Raw genomic sequence first — 17,706 nt, 5'->3', positions numbered from 1 at the left:
ATGATGAGCAGCAGCACGACCGGCACCGAGCCGGGACCCGGTGCCGCCGGGCAGCCGGCGCCATCGCGTCAGCACAAGGACCAGGGCTCCGGACGGCGAGGCTCCGGACACCGTCTCCCCCGGGAGCGCCGCCGGTACCTCTGGCTGGCCCTCGGGCTGCTCCTGCAGCTCTTCGCCGTCGGCGGCCGCTGGGATCTGGCCATGGCCGCCTGGGTCTTCCAGATCTTCCTGCTCAGGTTCCTGCGGACCGGCCGCCCGGCGACCGGCCTGCCGCTGATCTGGCTGGTGGGCGTCGCCGGAGGGCTGTTCTGGGTGGTGCAGCTCGCCGTGCCGCTGACCTTCCTGACGTTCATCGGCGTGCTCAGCCTCGCGTCCGGCTGCCTCGTTCCCTTCGCGGTGGACCGCTTCGTGTCGCCGAGGCTGGGACCGCTCGGGCGGCTGCTCGCGTTCCCGGCCGCGCTGACCGCGACCGCCTTCCTGCTCGGCACCTACAACCCGTTCGGCACCGCCTACGGGCTGCTCGCGGTCACGCAGCACGCGAACCTGGCGCTGCTCCAGGTGCTGTCCGCCGCCGGGCCGTACGCGATCTCGTTCCTCATCGGCGTCACCGCCACCGCCGCGAACCACCTGTGGGAGCACGGCGTGTCCTGGCACGCCGCGAGGCCCGCCTTCGCGGTGGCCGCCCTGCTCGGCCTGGTGCTCGTGGGCGGGCAGGCGCGGCTCGCGTTCTTCCCCGCCTCGACCGCGCCCACCGTCCGCGTCGCGGGGATCAACCCGAGCAAGGCGACGCTGGCGGAGGCCGAGCGGCGGATCGGCACGGACATCGGCGACCACGAGGCCGTCTCCCGGGTCGACGCGGCGAAGGTGCGCGCCGCGGCCGACGTGCTCACCGCGCAGCTGTTCGCCGACGCGCGGAGCGCGGCCCGGTCGGGCGCGAAGATCGTCTTCTGGTCGGAGAACGCGCAGCGGCTGCGGTCCGCCGACGAGCCGGCGTTCCTCGCCAAGGCCGCCGAGCTGGCCGGGCAGGAGCACATCTACCTCAGCGTCGCCGCGAACGTCTATCTGCCGGACGCCCCCTACGGCCGGGATCAGACGGTGCTCTTCGGCCCCGACGGCACCAGACTGTGGACGTACCAGAAGCGCCACCCCATCCCCGGGCTGGAACCCTACAAGGCCGGCACCGGGCCGGCTCCCGTGGTCGAGACGCCGTACGGCCGCCTGTCCAACGTCATCTGCTACGACGCGGACTTCCCGGCCATGATGCACGTCGACGCCGACATCATGCTCGTCCCCGGCGGCGACTGGCCGGAGATGGGCCGCATCCACACCCAGATGGCGAGCCTGCGGGCGATCGAGAACGGCTACGCCCTGGTCCGGCAGGACTTCAACGGCTCGTCCCAGGCGTTCGACCACCAGGGCAACGTCCTGGCGCAGCAGGACACCACGCCCGGCGACAACGCCCCCTGGATCGTGGACGTCCCCACGCGCGGCGCGACGACTCCGTACCGCCTCATCGGCGACGTCTTCGCCTGGCTGTGCGCGGCGGCGACCCTCGCCGCCATCGGATTCGCCGTCCGCCGCCCGCGCCCCCGCGGCTGAAGCCGGGCCCGCCACCTCATTACACGAAAAGGAACACCATGGGAAAGCTCGACGGGCGCACCGCGCTCGTGACCGGCGCCGGACGCGGGATCGGCCGGGAGATCGCGCTCAAGCTGGCCGCCGACGGGGCCGGCGTCGTCGTCAACGACCTGGACGGCGAGCCGGCCGCGCAGACCGTCAAGGAGGTGGAGGCGCGCGGCGGGGCCGCGGTCGCCTGCCCCGGCAGCGTCACCGGTACCGGCTTCGCCCAGCGGTTCGTGACCACGGCCGTCGACGCCTTCGGCGGGGTCGACATCATCGTCAACAACGCCGGCTACACGTGGGACTCGGTCATCCAGAAGATGACCGACGAGCAGTGGGACGCCATGCTCGGCGTGCACCTGACCGCGCCCTTCCGCATCCTGCGCGCGGCCCAGCCGGTCATCGCCGCGGCGGTGCGCCGGGAACGGGAGGCCGGGGAGACGGCCGCCTGCCGCAAGGTCGTCAACGTCTCGTCGGTCGCCGGTCTCGGCGGCAACGCCGGGCAGCTCAACTACGCGGCGGCCAAGGCCGGCGTCACCGGGATGACCAGGACGCTCGCCAAGGAGTGGGGCCGGTACAACGTCACGGTCAACACGGTGGCGTTCGGCTTCATCCGCACCCGGCTGACCGAGGCGGCGGCCGGCGAGGGCGGCACCATCGAGGTCGAGGGCCGCAGCGTCAAGGTCGGCGTCAACCCCGGGCTGCTGGCGGCGGCGGAGCAGATGATCCCCCTCGGCCGCACCGGAACGCCCGAGGAGGCCGCCGGCGCGGTGTACCTGCTCTGCACGCCCGAATCCGACTACGTCAGCGGCCAGACCCTCGTCTGCGGCGGCGGGATGACCCTGTGAGAGGGGACGGACCGCGCGGCCCGCTGGCCGGGATCCGGGTGGTCGAGCTGGCCGGCATCGGGCCGTGCCCGTTCGCCGGGATGATCCTGGCCGAGATGGGCGCCGACGTTATCCGCGTCGACCGTCCCGCCCGGGGCGTCCTGGACGCGGCCGAGCCGGCCGCCGACCTGCCGGGCCGGGGCAAGCGGTCGATCGTGCTCGATCTGAAGCGCCCGGAGGCCGTCGCGGCGCTGCTGGACCTCTGCGACACGGCCGACGTGCTGCTGGAGGGCTTCCGCCCCGGGGTGGCCGAGCGCCTCGGCCTCGGGCCGGACCGGCTGCGCGCCCGCAACGCCCGCCTCGTCTACGGCCGGATGACCGGCTGGGGGCAGGACGGCCCCGACGCCGCGACGGCGGGCCACGACATCGCCTACATCGCCCCGACGGGCGCGCTGCACGCCATCGGCGCGGCGGGCGGCGCGCCCGCGATCCCCCTCAACCTCGTCGGCGATCTCGGCGGCGGCGCGGCCTACCTGGTGATGGGCGTCCTCGCGGCCGTGCTCGAAGCGCGCTCCACCGGCCGCGGCCAGGTGGTGGACGCGGCCATCGTCGACGGGACGGTCCACCTGCTCGGGATCGTGCACGGCCTGCTGGCCGACGGCCGGTGGAGCGACGAGCGCGGGACGAACCTGCTCGACGGCGGCGCGCCCTTCTACGCCGTCTACCGGACGCTGGACGGGGAGCACATGGCCGTCGGGGCGCTGGAGCCGCAGTTCTTCGCCGCCTTCGTCCACCTGCTCGGCGTCGACGTCGACCCCGCCGACCAGGCGGACCGCGGCCGCTGGGGCGACATGCGCGCGGCGTTCGCCGCGGCCTTCGCCACCCGCACCCGGCGGGAGTGGACGGAGGTCTTCGCGGGCAGCGATGCCTGCGTGGCGCCGGTGCTGTCCCTGCGCGAGGCCGCCGGTCACCCGCACCTCGCCGAGCGGCGCTGCCTGGTCGAGGTCGACGGCGTCCTGCAGTCCATGCCGGCCCCGCGCTTCTCGCGCCATCCCCGCACGGCCCCCGCCCCGGCACCGGCGGTCGGGCAGCACACCGCGGAGGTGATCCCCGCGGATGCCGCTCACCAGATCGGGACGGGACTCTCCCCGCGCGGGTAGTAGCCGGGGACCGGCTCGCCGGCGGCGGCCCGCTCCAGCCGCCGCTTCATCCCGTCCGACAGCACGTCCGCCTTCATCATCTCGACGAACACCGACGTGACGTTGCCGAGGTCGAACCAGTCGCGCTGCCAGGACCACCGCCGGTTCCCCGCGTACCGGAACCACGAGCCGCCGATGCCGAGCACCTCGTACGGCGTCCCGTCGGGGCGGCGGGCGTCGGCGACCTGCTTCCAGAAGCCGACGACCTCGCCCTTGACCTCGTCGATCAGGATGCTCTGGTACGGGTAGGTCCAGCCGTCCAGGCCGCCCATCTCCGACCCGAGCGCGAGGTCGCGGATCTCGTCCCGGCCGACGGCCATGAAGTCCTGGTCGGGGCCGATGTTCCAGCCGTAGGTGGCGTCCTCGGTGTAGAGGTCGGCGAGCGGGCGCCAGTCGCCCGCCTCCTCGCAGCGGCGGTTCTCGGCCAGCCAGTGCTCGACCATCGCGTCGAGCTCTTCGCGCGGGAACGAGGGCATCATGTCTCCAGCAGTCTGAGGGCCCGGGTGGGGCAGTAGCGGACGGCGGCGGTCACCTCGGCGCGCAGGTCGTCCGCCGGCTCGGCGTCGAGGACCCGCACCTTGCCTCTGGGCGGCACCTCGAAGACGTCGGGCGCCTCCAGCTCGCACATGGCGTGTCCCTGGCACAGGTCCAGGTCGGCCTCGATCCTCACCGGCGCCCTTCCTTTCCGGGGGGCGCCCCCCAGGCCCCCGACCCGACGATCCTCGCTTCGCTGCGGTCATCGGTCCTCCGGCGGTACCTGGCCGCGCACGGCTGGGCGAGCTGGACGACCATCTTGGAGTGGTCGTTGCGGTAGGTCTCCGGCGGCTGCGCGGGCTCGAACTCCCAGTCCCGCAGCAGCACCGAGAAGATCGCCTTGAGCTGCATCATCGCGAAGTTCGCGCCGACGCAGCGGTGCCGCCCGGCGCCGAACGGCACCCACGTCCAGCGGTTGAGCAGGTCCTCCTCGCGGGGCGCGGCGTAGCGCTCGGGGTGGAAGGCGTCCGGGTCCGGGAAGTCGGACTCGATCCGGTTGGAGACGGCGAGGCTGCAGCCGACCATCGTGCCCGCCGGGATGCGGTGGCCGAGCACCTCCTGGTCGGACTGCGCGACCCGCAGCAGCAGGATCAGCGGCGGGTGCAGCCGCAGCGCCTCCTTGATCGCCGACTCCAGCTTCGGGATGGCGCGCAGCGCCTGGAACGACACCTCGCGGCCGTCGGCGTACAGCTCGTCCAGCTCGCGGACGACGCCGTCCAGCACGTCCGGGTGGCGGAGCAGCTCGATCAGCGTCCAGGCGGCGGTGCCGGACGTGGTGTGGTGACCGGCGAACATCATCGAGATGAACATGCCGGTGACCTGGTCGGCGTCGAACTTCAGCGTCCCGTCGGCGTCCTTGATCGACATCAGGACGTCGAGGAGGTCGCGGTCCTCCTTGGGCGGCTGTGTTTCACCCCCATGGCTACGCCCCGCCGCCCCCCGGGGCGGCCGGCCGTCCATGATGCCCTGGACGAGCCCGACGAGCGCCGCGCGGGCCGCGTCCCGCCGCCGGAAGCTCTCGATGTCGGCGTAGGGGTCGACGTAGGCGATGGCGTCGGTGCCGCGTTCGAGGTCGTGGTACAGGTCGGCGAACCGGCGGTCGAGCTGCTCGCGGAACTTGCGGCCGATCAGGCACGCGGACGAGGTGTAGATAGTCAGCTCGGCGAAGAAGTCGAGCAGGTCGATCTCGCCCTCGTCGCCCCAGCCGGCCACCATCCGGTCGACCTCGGCGGCGATCGTCGCGGCGTGCCCCTTCAGGTACGAGCCCTTGAGCGCCTGGTTGTGCAGGGCCTCGCGGCGCTGCTCGGGGGTGGCGTCGAACACCACGCCCTCCCCGAAGATCGGCGTCATGAAGGGGTAGGCCTCGGCCTGGTCGAGCTCCTCGTCGGGGGCGCGGAAGAAGAACTCGTTGGCCTCGGCGCCCGACAGCAGCACCACGCGCCGCCCGGCCAGGACGAACTCGCCGACGCCGCCGCACTCGTCCCGGACGCGGCGCATCAGCCCGATCGGATCGCGGCGCAGCTCCTCCAGGTGGTCGGGCCCGCCCGACACGACGCGCGGCTCCACCAGAGCGGTCATGATTCCTCCAAGGGGGCTTCGGGCTGTACTTCGACGAGCCGGAGATGGGCGCCGCGCGGGGTCGCGACGACCGCGGCGACGGCGGCGGCGACGTCGGACGGGCGCAGGAAGTACGGGTGCCGGGCGTGGCCCCACGTCACCCAGTCCTCCAGGACGGCCCCGGTCGTCTCGGCGTCCCAGGTCATGCCCATGCCGGTCGCGGTGGGTCCGGGCCGGACGATGGACGCCCGCACCCCCGTCCCCTCCAGCTCCATCTGCATGGTGCGGGCCATGCCCTCCACGCCGCTCTTGGCCGCGACGTAGGCGCCCGTCCAGGAGCGCGGGGCGGGGACGGTGTCGGAGGAGATGAACACGATGTCGCCGCGGCGCCGCGCCACCATCCGCGGGACGAAGTGCGACACGAGGCGGTGCGCGCCGACGAGGTGGACCTGCGTCTGCGCGAGGAAGTCTTCGGAGTCGATCTCGTGGAGGCGTCCGGCGGCCAGGTCGCCGGCGCTGGACACGACGACCTCGACCGGCCCGAGCGCGTCCTGCGCGGCGGAGGCGAACGCCTTGACCGAGTCGGAGTCGCCGACGTCCAGCGGGTGGGCGAACGCCTCTCCCCCGCCGGCCCGGATCGTCGCGGCCAGCTCCTCGCACTTCTCCAGGCGCCGCGCGCCGAGCGCGACCGGATGCCCGGCCATCGCCAGGGCGGTGGCGGTCGCGGCGCCGATCCCGGACGACGCGCCGGTCACCACGGCGGGCCGCCGCTCGGGATGGGGATCGAACCGGGGCACTAGCGCACCTCCACACGGACGGGCAGCGAGGCGAAACCGCGGACGTTCACCGAGTGCACCCGCTCGGCGCCGCCGTGGTCGACCTCGTAGGACGAGACGCGCCGCACCAGCTCGGCCAGCGCGATGCGGGCCTCCAGCCGGGCCAGGTTGGCGCCGAGGCAGAAGTGCCGCCCGCCGCCGAAGCTGACGAGCCGGGAGGTGTCGCGGTCGAGGTCGTAGGTGTCGGCGTCCTCGAAGGCGCGGGGGTCGCGGTTGGCCGACCCGACGAGCAGCAGCATCCGGTCGCCCGCGGGCACCCGCTTCCCGTGCAGCTCGACGTCCTTGACGACCTTGCGGGCGAGCATCTGGCTGGAGGTGTCGTAGCGGAGCGTCTCCTCCACCCAGTCGTCCACGCGGGCCGGGTCGCGGAGCGGCCTGGCGGCCTGGTCCGGGTTCAGCGACCCCCAGTACAGCGCGTTGGCCAGCAGCTTGGTGGTGGTCTCGTTCCCGGCGACCACCATCAGGAACAGGAACGCGATGACCTCGGTGTCGTCCAGCCGGTCGCCGCCGACCTCGGCCTCCAGCAGCGCGGACGTCAGGTCGTCCGCCGGCCTGCGGCGGCGTTCGGCCACCATGTCCTGGTAGTAGCCGGCGAGGGTGAGCGCCGCGTCCATCCCGGCGGGCGGGACGTCGTTCAGCCCCTCCTCCCGGTGGACGACGGTGTCGGCGAGCCGCCGCACCTCCGCCCGGTCCGCCTCGGGGACGCCCATCATCTCGGAGATGACGTCCATGGGCAGCAGCCCGGCGAAGTCGGCGACGAAGTCGAACTCGCGCTTGTCCAGAGCCGGTTCCAGGTGGCGCCGGGTCAGCACCAGGATGCCGTCGCCCATCTCCTTCACGCGCCGCGGGGTGAAGCCCTTGGACACCAGCGCCCGCATGCGCGTGTGGCGCGGCGGGTCGAGGGCCAGGAACGACATCGTCCGGCTCGCGTGCGGGCCCCAGGCGCTCGGTTCGACCGAGACGCCGTGGGAGTTGGAGAACGTGGCGTGGTCGCGGAACGCCGCCGCGACGTCGGCGTGCCGGGACAGCGCCCAGAAGCCGATCTCGTCGTTGCGGTACAGGGGCGCCTCCTCGCGGAGACGCGCGTAGAGGGGGTAGGGGTCCTCGTGGACCGCGTAGTCGAACGGGCTGTAGGAGACCTGCTCAGCAGGGTCCACGGCCGTCACCTCACTCGGGGGGTCCGGGCAGGATGAGCTCCGCCATCTCGGCGAGCCGGTCGGCCATGCGGGCATAGGACGTGTAGCCCATGCCCGCGTGCACCAGCGCGCCGGTGTAGGCCAGTTCCAGCGCGCCGAGGATCCTCGGGTCGTCGTGGTCGCGCAGCGCCGCGCGGAGCCGCTCGCGGATGGCGACGCCGATCCGCTCCCGCAGCTCCCGGACGTCGGGGTCGGTGCCGAGCAGCGCGGTGGTGCACGCCGCCGCCAGCTCCGGCTCGTCCGACACCAGCAGCGCGATCTCGCGCAGCGTCTCCACCACGCGTTCGAGCAGCGTCCCGTCCGCCTCCACCGGGGGCAGGGCGCTCAGCCGGCGCCAGAACACCTCGGTGATCAGGTGGTTCTTGGACGCGAAGTAGGTGTAGGCGGTGGCCGGGGCCACTCCGGCGCGCCGGGCCACGTTGCGGACGGTCAGCCCGTCGTAACCGGCCTCGCCGACCTCCACCACGGCGGCGTCGGTCAGCCGCCGCACCGTGTCGGCCTGCCGCTCGGTGAGGCGGCGGCGGGTGGGCTCGGTCGTCAGCTGCTGTTTCCCGGACACGTGTCCAGACATTAGTTCAGAAACGACCCGTTGGCAACAACCGGGGTGCTGGGCAAGGCTGTGCGCATGGAAAGGCTGTGCGGCATGGATCCGTTACTACCGGACGACCCGGACCAGGTCGGCGGCTACCGGCTGCTGGGCCGGCTCGGCGGCGGCGGCATGGGGCAGGTGTTCCTCGGCCGCTCCGCGGGCGGCCGTCCCGTCGCCGTGAAGATGGTGCGCCCCGAGTTCGGCGCCGACCCCGGCTTCCGGCGCCGTTTCAAGATCGAGGTTGAGGCCGCGCGCCGGGTGGGCGGCTTCTACACCGCCCAGGTCGTCGACGCCGATCCGGACGCCGAGCGGCCGTGGCTCGTCACCGCCTACGTCCCCGGCCCGTCGCTGGCGGCGGCGGTCAAGGCGCACGGCCCCCTGCCGGTCCCGGCGGTGCGGGTCCTCGGCGCCGGGCTGGCCGAGGGGCTCGCGGCCGTGCACGCGTGCGGGCTCGTGCACCGCGATCTCAAGCCGGCCAACGTGATCCTCGCGCCGGATGGACCGCGCGTCATCGACTTCGGCATCGCGCGCGCCCTGGAGTCGGCGCCCGTGACGGCGACGGGCGCGACCACCGGCACCCCGGCGTTCATGTCGCCGGAGCAGGCCCGCGGCGCCTCCGGCATCGGCCCGGCGAGCGATGTGTTCTCGCTCGGCGCCGTGCTGGCGTACGCCGCCGCGGGCCGCCCGCCGTTCGGGACGGGTCCGGCCCCCGCACTGCTGTACCGGATCGTCGGCGAGGAGCCCGACCTCGCGGCCGTGCCCGCACCGCTGCGCGACCTGGTCGCCGGATGCCTGGCCAAGGACCCGGCGGACCGTCCCGGTGTTGCGGAGGTGCTGAGCCGCTGCGCCGCCGGCGGTCCGGAGCGCGGCGGCGGCTGGCTTCCCGACGAGGTCGCCGCCATGGCCGCGACCGCGGCCGACCTCGACGCCGCCCCCGCCCCTGCCGCGCCCATGGGGCGGCCCGCTCCGCGGGAGTCCGCGGGCCGGGCCGGACGCGGATGGCTCCTCCCGGGCGCGAGCGCGCTGGCCCTCCTGGTGCTCCTCGCCGCCGGGGTGGCGGCGGCCCTCGTCCTGGACGGGCAGGGCGGGAAGGCCGCGTCGAAGTCCCCGGCGGCGGCATCCGCCGGCGGCACGCCCTCCTCTCCGGCGGGCGGCGCGTCCTCGCAGATGGTGGGACGGATCGACGACCCCGAGGCCGGGCTGTCGTACGCCCGGCTCGGCCGGCCGTGGGTGGCGGCCCCCGCGAACTGGCTCGGGGACGGCGGGTTCACCGCGGGGCAGATCGCCCCCGTGCAGGAACCGGTCAACGGGGCGAGCTTCAACGCCACGAGCCTCTCCCGGCCGGCGCTCCCCGACGAGAGCGAGGGCTATCCGGCGGCGGTGGAACCGCGGACGGTCGCCGACCGCGTCGAGGCGCGGATGCTCCGGGAGATGTTCACGGTCCAGCACTCGATCACCGCGCTGCCGTCGGGGCGGCGGCGGACGGCCGACGGGAGGGAGGCCTGGCTCCGGAAGATCCGGCTGGACTTCCCGCAGGCACGGGCGAACGGCTGGCGGGTCTCGTCCGCCGTCCTGGCGATCCTGGTCGTCCACCGCGGCGCCGGCGAGGAGCCGGGCGTGCTGATGGTGTCCCTGCCGGACGCGTTCACGGCGCAGGGCGACCTGGAGGCGGTGCTCGGCTCCGTCCGGACGCTCTGACGGCGAGGTGGGGCGGGTGGGATTCGAACCCACTCAGTCCGAGACACCTGGGTTACAGCCAGGCCCGACTCTCCGAGCGTCGGCGCCGCCCCTCGTGCGGGCCGGGCGGCCCGCGTCGTACCTCCGGAGGGATTCGAACCCCCATCACACGGCACCTCATGCCGCTGTCTCTACCGTTGGACTACGGAGGCAGGCGTGCGGCTCCCGGGATTCGAACCCGGATCATCCACTTCCTGAGAGTGGCCTCTCTACCGGTTGGAGTAGAGCCGCGAGAAGATCGCGAGGGTGGCGTCACTCGCGGCGGCTCGGCCGAGGGTCTCTAGGAGACGGGATACCGGCCGGGGCGGGCGTGCGACGCCGAGGGCAGTCGAAGTCGATACTGCTCCAGAGCCATGGCCGGTCCTCCTCTCACTGCTCCGTCTTGGACGGGCTGACGTCGTCTACGGTGCCATCGATCATGGGGCGCCGCAACGTGTTTTCCGATCAGGTGTTCTCCGATCAGGGCTCGTCCGGCAGCGCCGCGCCGAAGGCGATCAGCGCCCAGAGCGCGACCATGATCCAGCCGAGGGCGATGCCGGTCACCGCGAGCCCCAGCCCGCGTTCGCCGGACCGCCGCAGCCGGACCCACGCCATGTGCCCGGCGACGATCGCGGGGATGGACGGCAGCCCGCACGTGATCAGCCCCACCGCGCCCATGGAGACCGCGTAGATCGCCAGGCTGTTCACGGGCGGCTTGGCGTGCGGGTGGTACCCGCCCGCGTACTGGTGGTGCGCCGCCGGATGCCCCTGGTATGCCGCCGCCTGCTGCTGCGGGTAGGTGGACGGGCGGGCGGCGATCGCGTCGGCGTAGCGGTTCCAGGTCTCCGCCTCGGCGGTCCGCCCCTGCCCGTTGAGCAGCGCGGCGAGGTTGCGCATGGCGGCCGGGTCGCCGGCCTGCGCGGCCTGCCGGTACTGCCGCTCGACGAGCGCCTCCGCCTCCCCCGCGGCGAGCGGCGAGGCCGGAGGCGGGACGATCGAGGACGTCTGCGGGCCGCGGGACTGCGCGGACGGCCGGGCGGGCGCCTGCTGGGCGGACTGGGACTGCTGGGACGGCGCCTGCGCGCGCTCCCGGACGGGCTCCCGCGCGGACGTCCGGGACCGGTCGGGCTGCTGGCGGACGCCGCTGGAGATGAGGCCGTCCAGCAGCGACTGGGCGGACGGCCTGCGCGCCGGGTCCTTGGCCAGCGCCGCCCGGACGGCGCCGAGCAGCGTCCCGTCCAGGCCGCTCAGGTCGGGCTCGCCGCTGACGATCTGGTGGATGATCGCCGGGATCGAGTTGCCCCCGAAGCAGGGCCCGCCCTTCGCGGCGAACGCCACGGTCGCGCCCCAGGCGAACACGTCGGACGCCGGGGTCGCGCCGCGCCCGTCCAGCTGCTCGGGGGCCATGAAGGCGGGGGTGCCGACGATGCCGCCGGTCGCGGTGAGGCGCGTCCCGTCCAGGGAGCGGGCGATGCCGAAGTCGATGACGCGCGGGCCGAACGTGGACAGCAGCACGTTGGCGGGCTTCAGGTCGCGGTGCACGACGCCCGCGTCGTGGATGGCGGTCAGCGCGGTCGCGATGCCGACCGCGACGGCCTCCAGATCCGCGCCGCGCAGCGGCCCCTCCTTGACCACGTTGGCGTCGAGGCTCGGCCCGTTGACGAACTCGGTCACCAGGTAGGGCGGCTCGGCGGCGGGGTCGGCGTCCAGGACGGGCGCCGTGCAGAACGGCCGGACCCGCTGCGCCGCCGCGACCTCCGCCTGGAACCGCGCCCGGTACTGGCGGTCGGCGGCGAACTCCCGCCGGATCACCTTGATGGCGACCTTGCGCCCGGAGGTGTCCAGCCCCGCGTACACGGTGCCCATGCCGCCCTCGCCGAGGCGGTCCACGACCCGGTAGGGGCCGATGCGCTCCGGCAGGTCGGGGTGAGGCACGGACGCTCTCCTCGGGACGGGAAACAGGCTCCATAAGCCTGGCATATCCGGACGCCTCGCGCGGCCACCGGCGGCGATCATTCCGGCGCGGTGGACGGCGGCGACCTTGACCCGCTGGAACGGCATGTCAGGAGAGCTCGGCCCGCAGCGTCCCCGCCACGACCTCCGCGGTGACCTTCAGCGGACGGACGTCGTGCGCCGCCCGGCTGAGCACGAGCGCGCCCTCGAACGCGCTGAGCACGTACGTCGCCAGATCTCCGGCGCGCCGCTCGGCGATCCCGGCCCCGCGCAGCCGCCCCGCGACCGACGCCTCCCACGAGGCGAACACCTCCGCGCACGCGTGCCGCAGCGGCTCGCTCGTGCTGGCGGCCTCCAGCGCGACCGTCGCGATCGGGCACCCGTCCGCCCAGTCCGACTTCCGCAGCGCGTCCACGCTCAGCTGGAAGAAGTCGCGCACCGACTGCACGACGTCCTGCTCGGTGCGCTCGAAGACGAGGTCGAACAAGCGCAGGTACCGGTCACCCGAATGCCGGACGGCCTCGGCCCCCAGCTGCTCCTTCCCGCCCGGGAAGAAGTGGTACAGCGATCCCCACGGCGCCTCGCCCGCCGCGGTGATCTGCTTGAGCCCCGTCCCGGCGTACCCCTGCTCCCGGAACAGCTGCGCACCGGCCTCCAGCAGCCGGGTCCGTGTGTCGCGCGTCATCCCGCCACCCTAGCCATTGCCCTTACTAGATCGATCTATCTAGTCTATGACGACCGATCTAGATAGCGAGGACGCCCATGACCGTGCGCACCGAACGCCGAGGCCCCGTCGAGATCATCACGCTCGACCGCCCGTCCCGCCGCAACGCCGTGGACGCCCCCACGGCGCGCCGGCTGGCCGGGGCCGTCCGCGACTTCCTGTCGGGCGACGCCGCGGTCGCCGTCCTGACCGGCGCGGACGGTACGTTCTGCGCGGGCAACGACCTCAAGGCGATGGCCGCCGGCGAGTTCCCCGCCCCCAGCCTTGTCGGCCCGCCCCCGATGGCGGTGACGCGCACCCGCCCGTCCAAGCCGGTGATCGCCGCGATCGAGGGCTACTGCTTCGGCGGCGGGTTCGAGCTGGCCCTCTGGTGCGACCTCCGCGTCGCCTCCGAGACCGCCGAGTTCGGCCTGCTCAACTTCGAGCACGGACTCCCGTCCCTGGACGGCGCCACCGTCCGCCTTCCCCGCCTGATCGGCCAGTCCCGCGCCCTGGACGTCCTCCTGACGGCCCGCCGCGTCCCGGCCCGGGAAGCCGCCGCCTGGGGCCTGGTCACCACCCTCACCCCGCCCGGCGACGCCCTGGGAACGGCCCTGGCCCTGGCCGGACGGGTGGCGGCCCTCCCCCAGCCCGCCCTCCGGGCCGCCCGGACCTCGCTGCGAACCCAGTCCCCGCTGCCCGAACACGAAGCCCTGATGAACGAGGCGGTCCTCGCCCTGACGTCGCCGCCCCCGTCCGCCGAGCGCGCCTGAGTCGCCCGGCGAGCTCGCCCCCGACGTACGAATTCGCCTGATCGGTCCTTGCGCTCCACCCGGGCCTGAACTGTAGTCTGGACACGTGTCCAGAACAACCGATCGCTTGCTTCTGCTGGACGGGCGGCTCGTCCCCGGGACGGGCGGCGCCTTCGAGACGATCAATCCCGCCACCGAGGAGGTGCTCGGCACCGCCGCCGACGCCACCGCCGCCGACCTGGACCGCGCGATCGGGGCGGCCCGGCGCGCTTTCGACGAGACCTCGTGGTCGTGCGACCACGCCTTCCGGGCCCGGTGCCTGCGGCAGCTCCGGGACGGGCTGCGGCGCCGCGCGGACGAGCTGCGCGAACTCACGATCGAGGAGGTGGGCGCGCCCCGGTTCCTGACGTTCGGCGCCCAGCTCGACGCGCCCGTCGACGATCTGGGCTGGTTCGCCGACCTGGTCGAGGGCTACGCCTGGGAACGCGACCTCGGCCGCGCCGAGCCGATGGGGATGCCGAGCCACCGGCGGGTGCGGCGGGAGGCCGCGGGCGTCGTCGGCGCCATCACGCCGTGGAACTTCCCGCACCAGATCAACCTCGCCAAGCTGGGCCCCGCGCTCGCGGCGGGCAACACCGTGGTCCTGAAGCCGGCGCCCGACACGCCCTGGTGCGCGGCCGTCCTCGGTGAGGTCATCGCGGCGGAGACCGACATCCCGCCGGGCGTGGTGAACGTGGTGACCTCGTCCGATCACGAGCTGGGCGCGCGGCTCAGCCGGGACCCGCGGGTGGACCTGGTGTCGTTCACCGGGTCCACGGCGACCGGGCGGGACGTGATGGCGAGCGCCGCCGCGACGCTCAAGAGGGTGTTCCTGGAGCTCGGCGGCAAGTCGGCGTTCATCGTGCTGGACGACGCCGACCTGCGGTCCGCGTGCGCGTACGCGGCGTTCTCGGGCGTCGCCCACGCCGGGCAGGGCTGCGCGATCACGACCCGGATCCTCGTCCCGCGCGACCGGTACGACGAGGCCGTCGAGGTGACGGCGGGCACGCTGGCGAAGCTCGGCGTCGGCGACCCCCAGGACGACCGGACGATCTGCGGCCCGGTGATATCGGCGCGGCAGCGCATGCGCGTCGAGGGCTATCTGGAGCTGGCCGCGAAGGAGGGCGGCGCGTTCGCCTGCGGCGGCGGCCGTCCGGAGGGCCGCGACCGGGGCTTCTGGATCGAGCCGACGCTGATCACCGGGCTGGCCAACGACTGCCGGACCGCGCGCGAGGAGATCTTCGGGCCGGTGCTGGTGATCCTGCCGCACGACGGCGACGACGACGCCGTGCGGATCGCGAACGACTCGCCGTACGGGCTGTCGGGCGCGGTGCACGGCGGCGACGCCGAGCGGGCCCGCGGGGTCGCGCGGCGGCTCCGCACCGGCACCGTCAGCGTGAACGGCGGCGTCTGGTACGGCGCGGACGTCCCGTTCGGCGGCTACAAGCAGTCGGGCATCGGCCGCGAGATGGGCGTGGCCGGCTTCGAGGAGTATCTGGAGACCCAGGCGATCGCGGAGGGCTTGTGAGGTTCGAGGGAAGGGTCGCGGTCGTCACCGGGGCCGCGCAGGGGATCGGCGAGGCGTACGCGCGGGCGCTGGCGTCCGAGGGCGCGCGCGTGGTCGTCGCGGACGTGGACGAGCGCGGCCAGGGCGTCGCCGACGACATCAAGGGCCTGTTCGTGCGGACGGACGTCTCCGACCCCGCGTCCGTGGAGGCCATGGCGGCGGCGGCCAAGGAGCGGTTCGGCGGGATCGACCACCTCGTCAACAACGCCGCCATCTTCGGCACGATGAAACTGGACTTCCTCTTCACCGTCGCATGGGACTACTACAAGAAGTTCATGTCGGTGAACATGGACGGCGCGCTGCTGTGCGCGCGCGCCTGCTACCCGCACATGCAGGAGCGCGGGGGCGGCTCCATCGTCAACCAGTCGTCCACGGCTGCGTGGCAGTACTCCGGCTTTTACGGGCTGGCGAAGGTCGGGGTCAACGGGCTCACCCAGCAGCTCGCGCACGAGCTGGGCGGCATGAACATCCGCGTGAACGCGATCGCGCCCGGACCGATCGACACCGAGGCGAACCGCGCCGTCGTCCCGGGCGACATGTCGCAGAAGATCGTCCAGGACAAGATGGCCCTCAAGCGGATGGGCTCCCCCGAAGACCTGGTCGGCGCGTGCCTGTTCCTCCTGTCGGACGAGGCCGCATGGATAACGGGCCAGATCGTGAACGTGGACGGCGGCGAGGTGTTCCGCTCATGAGGGTGGGGTTCATCGGGCTCGGCCGGATGGGCGCGCCGATGGCCGGTCACCTGGCCGGCGGGGAGCTGGTCGTGTACGACGCGCGGGCCGAGGCGATGGCGCCGCTGGTGAAGGCGGGGGCGCGGGCGGCGAAGGGCGTCGCCGACGTGGCCGCGCACGCGGACCTGGTCTCGATCATGGTCCGGGACGACGCCCAGGTGACCGAGGTCGGCGAGGAGGCGATCGCGAGCGCCCGTCCGGGCACGGTCCTCGCGATCCACTCGACGATCCGCGCGGGGACCGCCGAGGATCTCGCCGCGCGGGCCCGGCGGTACGGGATCGAGGTGGTGGACGCGCCGGTCAGCGGCGGGTTCATGGGCGCGAGCGCGGGCAGCCTCGCGGTGATGGCCGGCGGCACGGACGAGGCGTTCGAGCGCTGCCGCGGACCGTTCGGCGCGTGGGCGGACCTCATCCTGCACATGGGCCCGGTCGGCGCGGGCACCCGGACGAAGCTGGCCCGCAACATGCTGCACTTCATCTCGTTCACGGCCGCCGCCGAGGCGCAGCGGCTGGCGGAGGCGTCCGGGGTGTCGCTGCGCAAGCTCGGCCGGGTCGTCCGGCACACCGACGCGATCACCGGCGGGGCGGGCTCGATCATGCTGCGTCCGACGACCGCGCCCCTGAAGCCGGACGACGACCTGTACGAGATCCTCAGCCACACCCGGGACCTCGGCGAGAAAGACCTGTCGCTCGCCCTGGAACTGGCCGAGGAGCTGGGGGTGGACGTTCCGCTGGCGCGCATCGCCCTCGAACGGTTCGGCGCCGGGCTCGGGCTGGAGGGTGAGGGCGATGAGTGAGGATGATCTCCCCGCGGAGGGCAGGGACGAGCGTCGCGAACGCGGGCTGGAGATGATGCGGCAGGTCTACGGCTGGGAGATCGGGGACGCGCCCGGCGAGTTCTTCGGCATCACCGTCGACCACCTCTTCGGCGACATCTGGACGCGTCCCGGCCTGACCATGCGCGACCGGCGGCTCCTCCTGCTCGGCGTCCTGGCCGGTCAGGGGCTGAACGACGTCCTCGACATCCAGATCCCGGCGGCGCTGGCCAACGGGGAGCTGGCACCGGACGAGCTGCGCGAGATCGGCATCTTCCTGACCCACTACATCGGCTGGCCCCTCGGTTCCCGGCTGAGCGTCCAGATCGACACGCTGATCGCCAAGCACGAGAGGCGCGCGCGGAAGGAGGGTTAGGCGACGCTCGGGGACGGGTCGGGCATCAGCATCGGCCCGGTCACGCGGAACCGCTCGACGCCGCGGCGGGTGAGGTTGACGCGCAGGTCGATCCAGCCGGGCGCCGCCGCGCCGTCGCAGCCGTCGCCGCCGCGCGCGGGGAAGTGCAGGTCGCCGGCGGACAGCTTGGCGCCGCGCACGCGCACCGGCAGCAGGACGCGCGAGCCGGCGGACAGCGGCGCGATGCGGCAGCCGCCGACGTCGCGTCCCCGGGCGCCGGCGGGCAGCGCGACGGGGTCGGACGGCGCGCAGCCGATGATGCCCGGGTGGCCGCCGGTGTCGTGCGCGCCGCCGGTCCGGCCGACGCCGAGCACGTCCACGACGATCACGTCGCCGGGCTCGGCGCCGACGACCACGAGCGGGCCGCACAGCAGGACGCCGTCGCCGGGACCGCGGCCGGGGCACTCCATCCGGACGGAGCCGCCGGTGATGACCTCCGCGACGCCCGGCAGGTCGGGGTGCCAGTGGTCGTGGCCGGGCACGTCCCGGCTGCCGGGGTCGTGGAGGTCGAACATGGCGGGTGAGGGCATGGGAGGGCGTTCCTTCCGGTCGGGTTCGGTCCGTGGTCCGATCGTGCCGGTCGGCTGTTTCCGGACGATTTCAGCGTTCTGACGGCCGCGTTAGCCAGAGATCACCGGAAAATCGGAGGGAATCCGC

At 73.8% G+C, this 17,706-nt stretch carries 18 protein-coding genes and 3 tRNA genes; 9 read left to right on the top strand and 12 right to left on the bottom strand.

Annotated elements, in window-relative coordinates; translation table 11 throughout:
• Positions 1-3 precede the first annotated feature (3 nt).
• Genes K8Z49_RS42800 through K8Z49_RS42790 form a run of 3 tightly spaced genes read left to right on the top strand, consistent with a single transcriptional unit; the run spans position 4 to position 3,607 of the window.
• Positions 4-1,599 carry a nitrilase-related carbon-nitrogen hydrolase gene (locus K8Z49_RS42800; RefSeq protein ID WP_412516843.1) on the top strand — a complete coding sequence of 532 codons (1,596 nt, stop codon included), beginning with the start codon at positions 4-6 and terminating at the stop codon, positions 1,597-1,599.
• Positions 1,600-1,637: 38 nt separating this feature from the next.
• Positions 1,638-2,468: an SDR family NAD(P)-dependent oxidoreductase gene (locus tag K8Z49_RS42795; RefSeq protein WP_412516842.1), complete on the top strand. Its 831-nt coding sequence runs from the start codon at positions 1,638-1,640 to the stop codon at positions 2,466-2,468.
• Positions 2,465-3,607 carry a CaiB/BaiF CoA transferase family protein gene (locus K8Z49_RS42790; protein ID WP_021595875.1) on the top strand — a complete coding sequence of 381 codons (1,143 nt, stop codon included), beginning with the start codon at positions 2,465-2,467 and terminating at the stop codon, positions 3,605-3,607. Before K8Z49_RS42795 ends, K8Z49_RS42790 begins: the two co-directional genes overlap by 4 nt.
• Here K8Z49_RS42790 and K8Z49_RS42785 read toward each other — a convergent pair.
• The 6 genes from K8Z49_RS42785 to K8Z49_RS42760 are packed head-to-tail and all read right to left on the bottom strand — an operon-like array spanning position 3,571 to position 8,328.
• Positions 3,571-4,125 (bottom strand): nuclear transport factor 2 family protein, encoded by a 555-nt coding sequence (locus K8Z49_RS42785; protein ID WP_218163543.1) that lies wholly within the window; start codon positions 4,123-4,125, stop codon positions 3,571-3,573. The two genes, K8Z49_RS42790 and K8Z49_RS42785, sit on opposite strands and share 37 nt — an antisense overlap.
• Positions 4,122-4,316 carry a ferredoxin gene (locus K8Z49_RS42780; protein ID WP_021595873.1) on the bottom strand — a complete coding sequence of 65 codons (195 nt, stop codon included), beginning with the start codon at positions 4,314-4,316 and terminating at the stop codon, positions 4,122-4,124. The genes K8Z49_RS42785 and K8Z49_RS42780 overlap by 4 nt, the downstream gene beginning before the upstream one ends.
• Positions 4,313-5,758: a cytochrome P450 gene (locus K8Z49_RS42775; RefSeq protein ID WP_075019616.1), complete on the bottom strand. Its 1,446-nt coding sequence runs from the start codon at positions 5,756-5,758 to the stop codon at positions 4,313-4,315. Before K8Z49_RS42775 ends, K8Z49_RS42780 begins: the two co-directional genes overlap by 4 nt.
• The gene (locus tag K8Z49_RS42770; RefSeq protein WP_021595871.1) at positions 5,755-6,534 is read right to left on the bottom strand and encodes an SDR family oxidoreductase; all 780 of its coding nucleotides are present in this window, start codon (positions 6,532-6,534) and stop codon (positions 5,755-5,757) included. Before K8Z49_RS42770 ends, K8Z49_RS42775 begins: the two co-directional genes overlap by 4 nt.
• Positions 6,534-7,730: a cytochrome P450 gene (locus K8Z49_RS42765; protein WP_412516841.1), complete on the bottom strand. Its 1,197-nt coding sequence runs from the start codon at positions 7,728-7,730 to the stop codon at positions 6,534-6,536. Before K8Z49_RS42765 ends, K8Z49_RS42770 begins: the two co-directional genes overlap by 1 nt.
• 10 nt (positions 7,731-7,740) lie before the next feature.
• Positions 7,741-8,328, bottom strand: a complete 588-nt coding sequence (locus K8Z49_RS42760; RefSeq protein ID WP_021595869.1) for a TetR/AcrR family transcriptional regulator — start codon at positions 8,326-8,328, stop codon at positions 7,741-7,743.
• Between the two features lie 84 nt (positions 8,329-8,412).
• Here K8Z49_RS42760 and K8Z49_RS42755 point away from each other — a divergent pair, with 84 nt between their 5' ends.
• Positions 8,413-10,056 (top strand): serine/threonine-protein kinase, encoded by a 1,644-nt coding sequence (locus K8Z49_RS42755; RefSeq protein ID WP_412516840.1) that lies wholly within the window; start codon positions 8,413-8,415, stop codon positions 10,054-10,056.
• A gap of 8 nt (positions 10,057-10,064) precedes the next feature.
• On the opposite strand, the gene K8Z49_RS42750 is transcribed toward K8Z49_RS42755, so the two are convergent.
• From K8Z49_RS42750 to K8Z49_RS42730, 5 genes are all read right to left on the bottom strand, one after another.
• Positions 10,065-10,148: transfer RNA gene (locus K8Z49_RS42750), tRNA-Tyr, on the bottom strand.
• A 26-nt stretch (positions 10,149-10,174) separates the two neighbouring features.
• A tRNA-Leu gene (locus K8Z49_RS42745) sits at positions 10,175-10,247 on the bottom strand.
• 5 nt (positions 10,248-10,252) lie between these two features.
• Positions 10,253-10,326 (bottom strand) — tRNA-Leu (locus K8Z49_RS42740).
• Between the two features lie 228 nt (positions 10,327-10,554).
• Positions 10,555-12,009, bottom strand: a complete 1,455-nt coding sequence (locus tag K8Z49_RS42735; protein WP_021595867.1) for a protein kinase domain-containing protein — start codon at positions 12,007-12,009, stop codon at positions 10,555-10,557.
• A gap of 127 nt (positions 12,010-12,136) precedes the next feature.
• Positions 12,137-12,712, bottom strand: a complete 576-nt coding sequence (locus tag K8Z49_RS42730; protein ID WP_111833535.1) for a TetR/AcrR family transcriptional regulator — start codon at positions 12,710-12,712, stop codon at positions 12,137-12,139.
• 77 nt (positions 12,713-12,789) lie between these two features.
• Here K8Z49_RS42730 and K8Z49_RS42725 point away from each other — a divergent pair, with 77 nt between their 5' ends.
• The 5 genes from K8Z49_RS42725 to K8Z49_RS42705 all read left to right on the top strand — a co-directional run bounded on the left by K8Z49_RS42725 (position 12,790) and on the right by K8Z49_RS42705 (position 17,010).
• Positions 12,790-13,503 (top strand): enoyl-CoA hydratase-related protein, encoded by a 714-nt coding sequence (locus K8Z49_RS42725; protein ID WP_412516839.1) that lies wholly within the window; start codon positions 12,790-12,792, stop codon positions 13,501-13,503.
• Between the two features lie 85 nt (positions 13,504-13,588).
• On the top strand, positions 13,589-15,049 hold the full coding sequence (locus K8Z49_RS42720; RefSeq protein ID WP_412516838.1) for an aldehyde dehydrogenase: 1,461 nt from the start codon (positions 13,589-13,591) through the stop codon (positions 15,047-15,049).
• Positions 15,046-15,780, top strand: a complete 735-nt coding sequence (locus K8Z49_RS42715) for an SDR family oxidoreductase (RefSeq protein WP_021595863.1) — start codon at positions 15,046-15,048, stop codon at positions 15,778-15,780. The genes K8Z49_RS42720 and K8Z49_RS42715 overlap by 4 nt, the downstream gene beginning before the upstream one ends.
• Entirely contained in the window at positions 15,777-16,616 is an 840-nt protein-coding gene (locus K8Z49_RS42710) for an NAD(P)-dependent oxidoreductase (RefSeq protein ID WP_412516837.1), read from the top strand. Before K8Z49_RS42715 ends, K8Z49_RS42710 begins: the two co-directional genes overlap by 4 nt.
• Positions 16,609-17,010 (top strand): carboxymuconolactone decarboxylase family protein, encoded by a 402-nt coding sequence (locus K8Z49_RS42705; RefSeq protein WP_111833532.1) that lies wholly within the window; start codon positions 16,609-16,611, stop codon positions 17,008-17,010. The genes K8Z49_RS42710 and K8Z49_RS42705 overlap by 8 nt, the downstream gene beginning before the upstream one ends.
• Here K8Z49_RS42705 and K8Z49_RS42700 read toward each other — a convergent pair.
• Positions 17,007-17,579, bottom strand: coding sequence for an acetamidase/formamidase family protein (locus tag K8Z49_RS42700; RefSeq protein WP_111833531.1), 573 nt, complete (start codon positions 17,577-17,579; stop codon positions 17,007-17,009). The genes K8Z49_RS42705 and K8Z49_RS42700 overlap by 4 nt on opposite strands.
• Positions 17,580-17,706 lie beyond the last annotated feature (127 nt).

This window comes from Actinomadura madurae (assembly GCF_047130825.1).
GTDB lineage: Bacteria > Actinomycetota > Actinomycetes > Streptosporangiales > Streptosporangiaceae > Spirillospora > Spirillospora madurae.
The sequence above is the reverse complement of the archived record's forward strand: the minus strand, read 5'-3'. Positions and strand labels throughout refer to the sequence as shown.

Bases quoted from the DNA above. Each gene is read 5' to 3' on its own strand.
- K8Z49_RS42705 (WP_111833532.1), top strand. From the start codon at position 16,609: ATGAGTGAGGATGATCTCCCCGCGGAGGGCAGGGACGAGCGTCGCGAA.
- K8Z49_RS42725 (WP_412516839.1), top strand. From the start codon at position 12,790: ATGACCGTGCGCACCGAACGCCGAGGCCCCGTCGAGATCATCACGCTC.
- K8Z49_RS42730 (WP_111833535.1), bottom strand. From the start codon at position 12,712: ATGACGCGCGACACACGGACCCGGCTGCTGGAGGCCGGTGCGCAGCTG.
- K8Z49_RS42795 (WP_412516842.1), top strand. From the start codon at position 1,638: ATGGGAAAGCTCGACGGGCGCACCGCGCTCGTGACCGGCGCCGGACGC.
- K8Z49_RS42775 (WP_075019616.1), bottom strand. From the start codon at position 5,758: ATGACCGCTCTGGTGGAGCCGCGCGTCGTGTCGGGCGGGCCCGACCAC.
- K8Z49_RS42755 (WP_412516840.1), top strand. From the start codon at position 8,413: ATGGATCCGTTACTACCGGACGACCCGGACCAGGTCGGCGGCTACCGG.
- K8Z49_RS42700 (WP_111833531.1), bottom strand. From the start codon at position 17,579: ATGCCCTCACCCGCCATGTTCGACCTCCACGACCCCGGCAGCCGGGAC.
- K8Z49_RS42800 (WP_412516843.1), top strand. From the start codon at position 4: ATGAGCAGCAGCACGACCGGCACCGAGCCGGGACCCGGTGCCGCCGGG.
- K8Z49_RS42785 (WP_218163543.1), bottom strand. From the start codon at position 4,125: ATGATGCCCTCGTTCCCGCGCGAAGAGCTCGACGCGATGGTCGAGCAC.
- K8Z49_RS42710 (WP_412516837.1), top strand. From the start codon at position 15,777: ATGAGGGTGGGGTTCATCGGGCTCGGCCGGATGGGCGCGCCGATGGCC.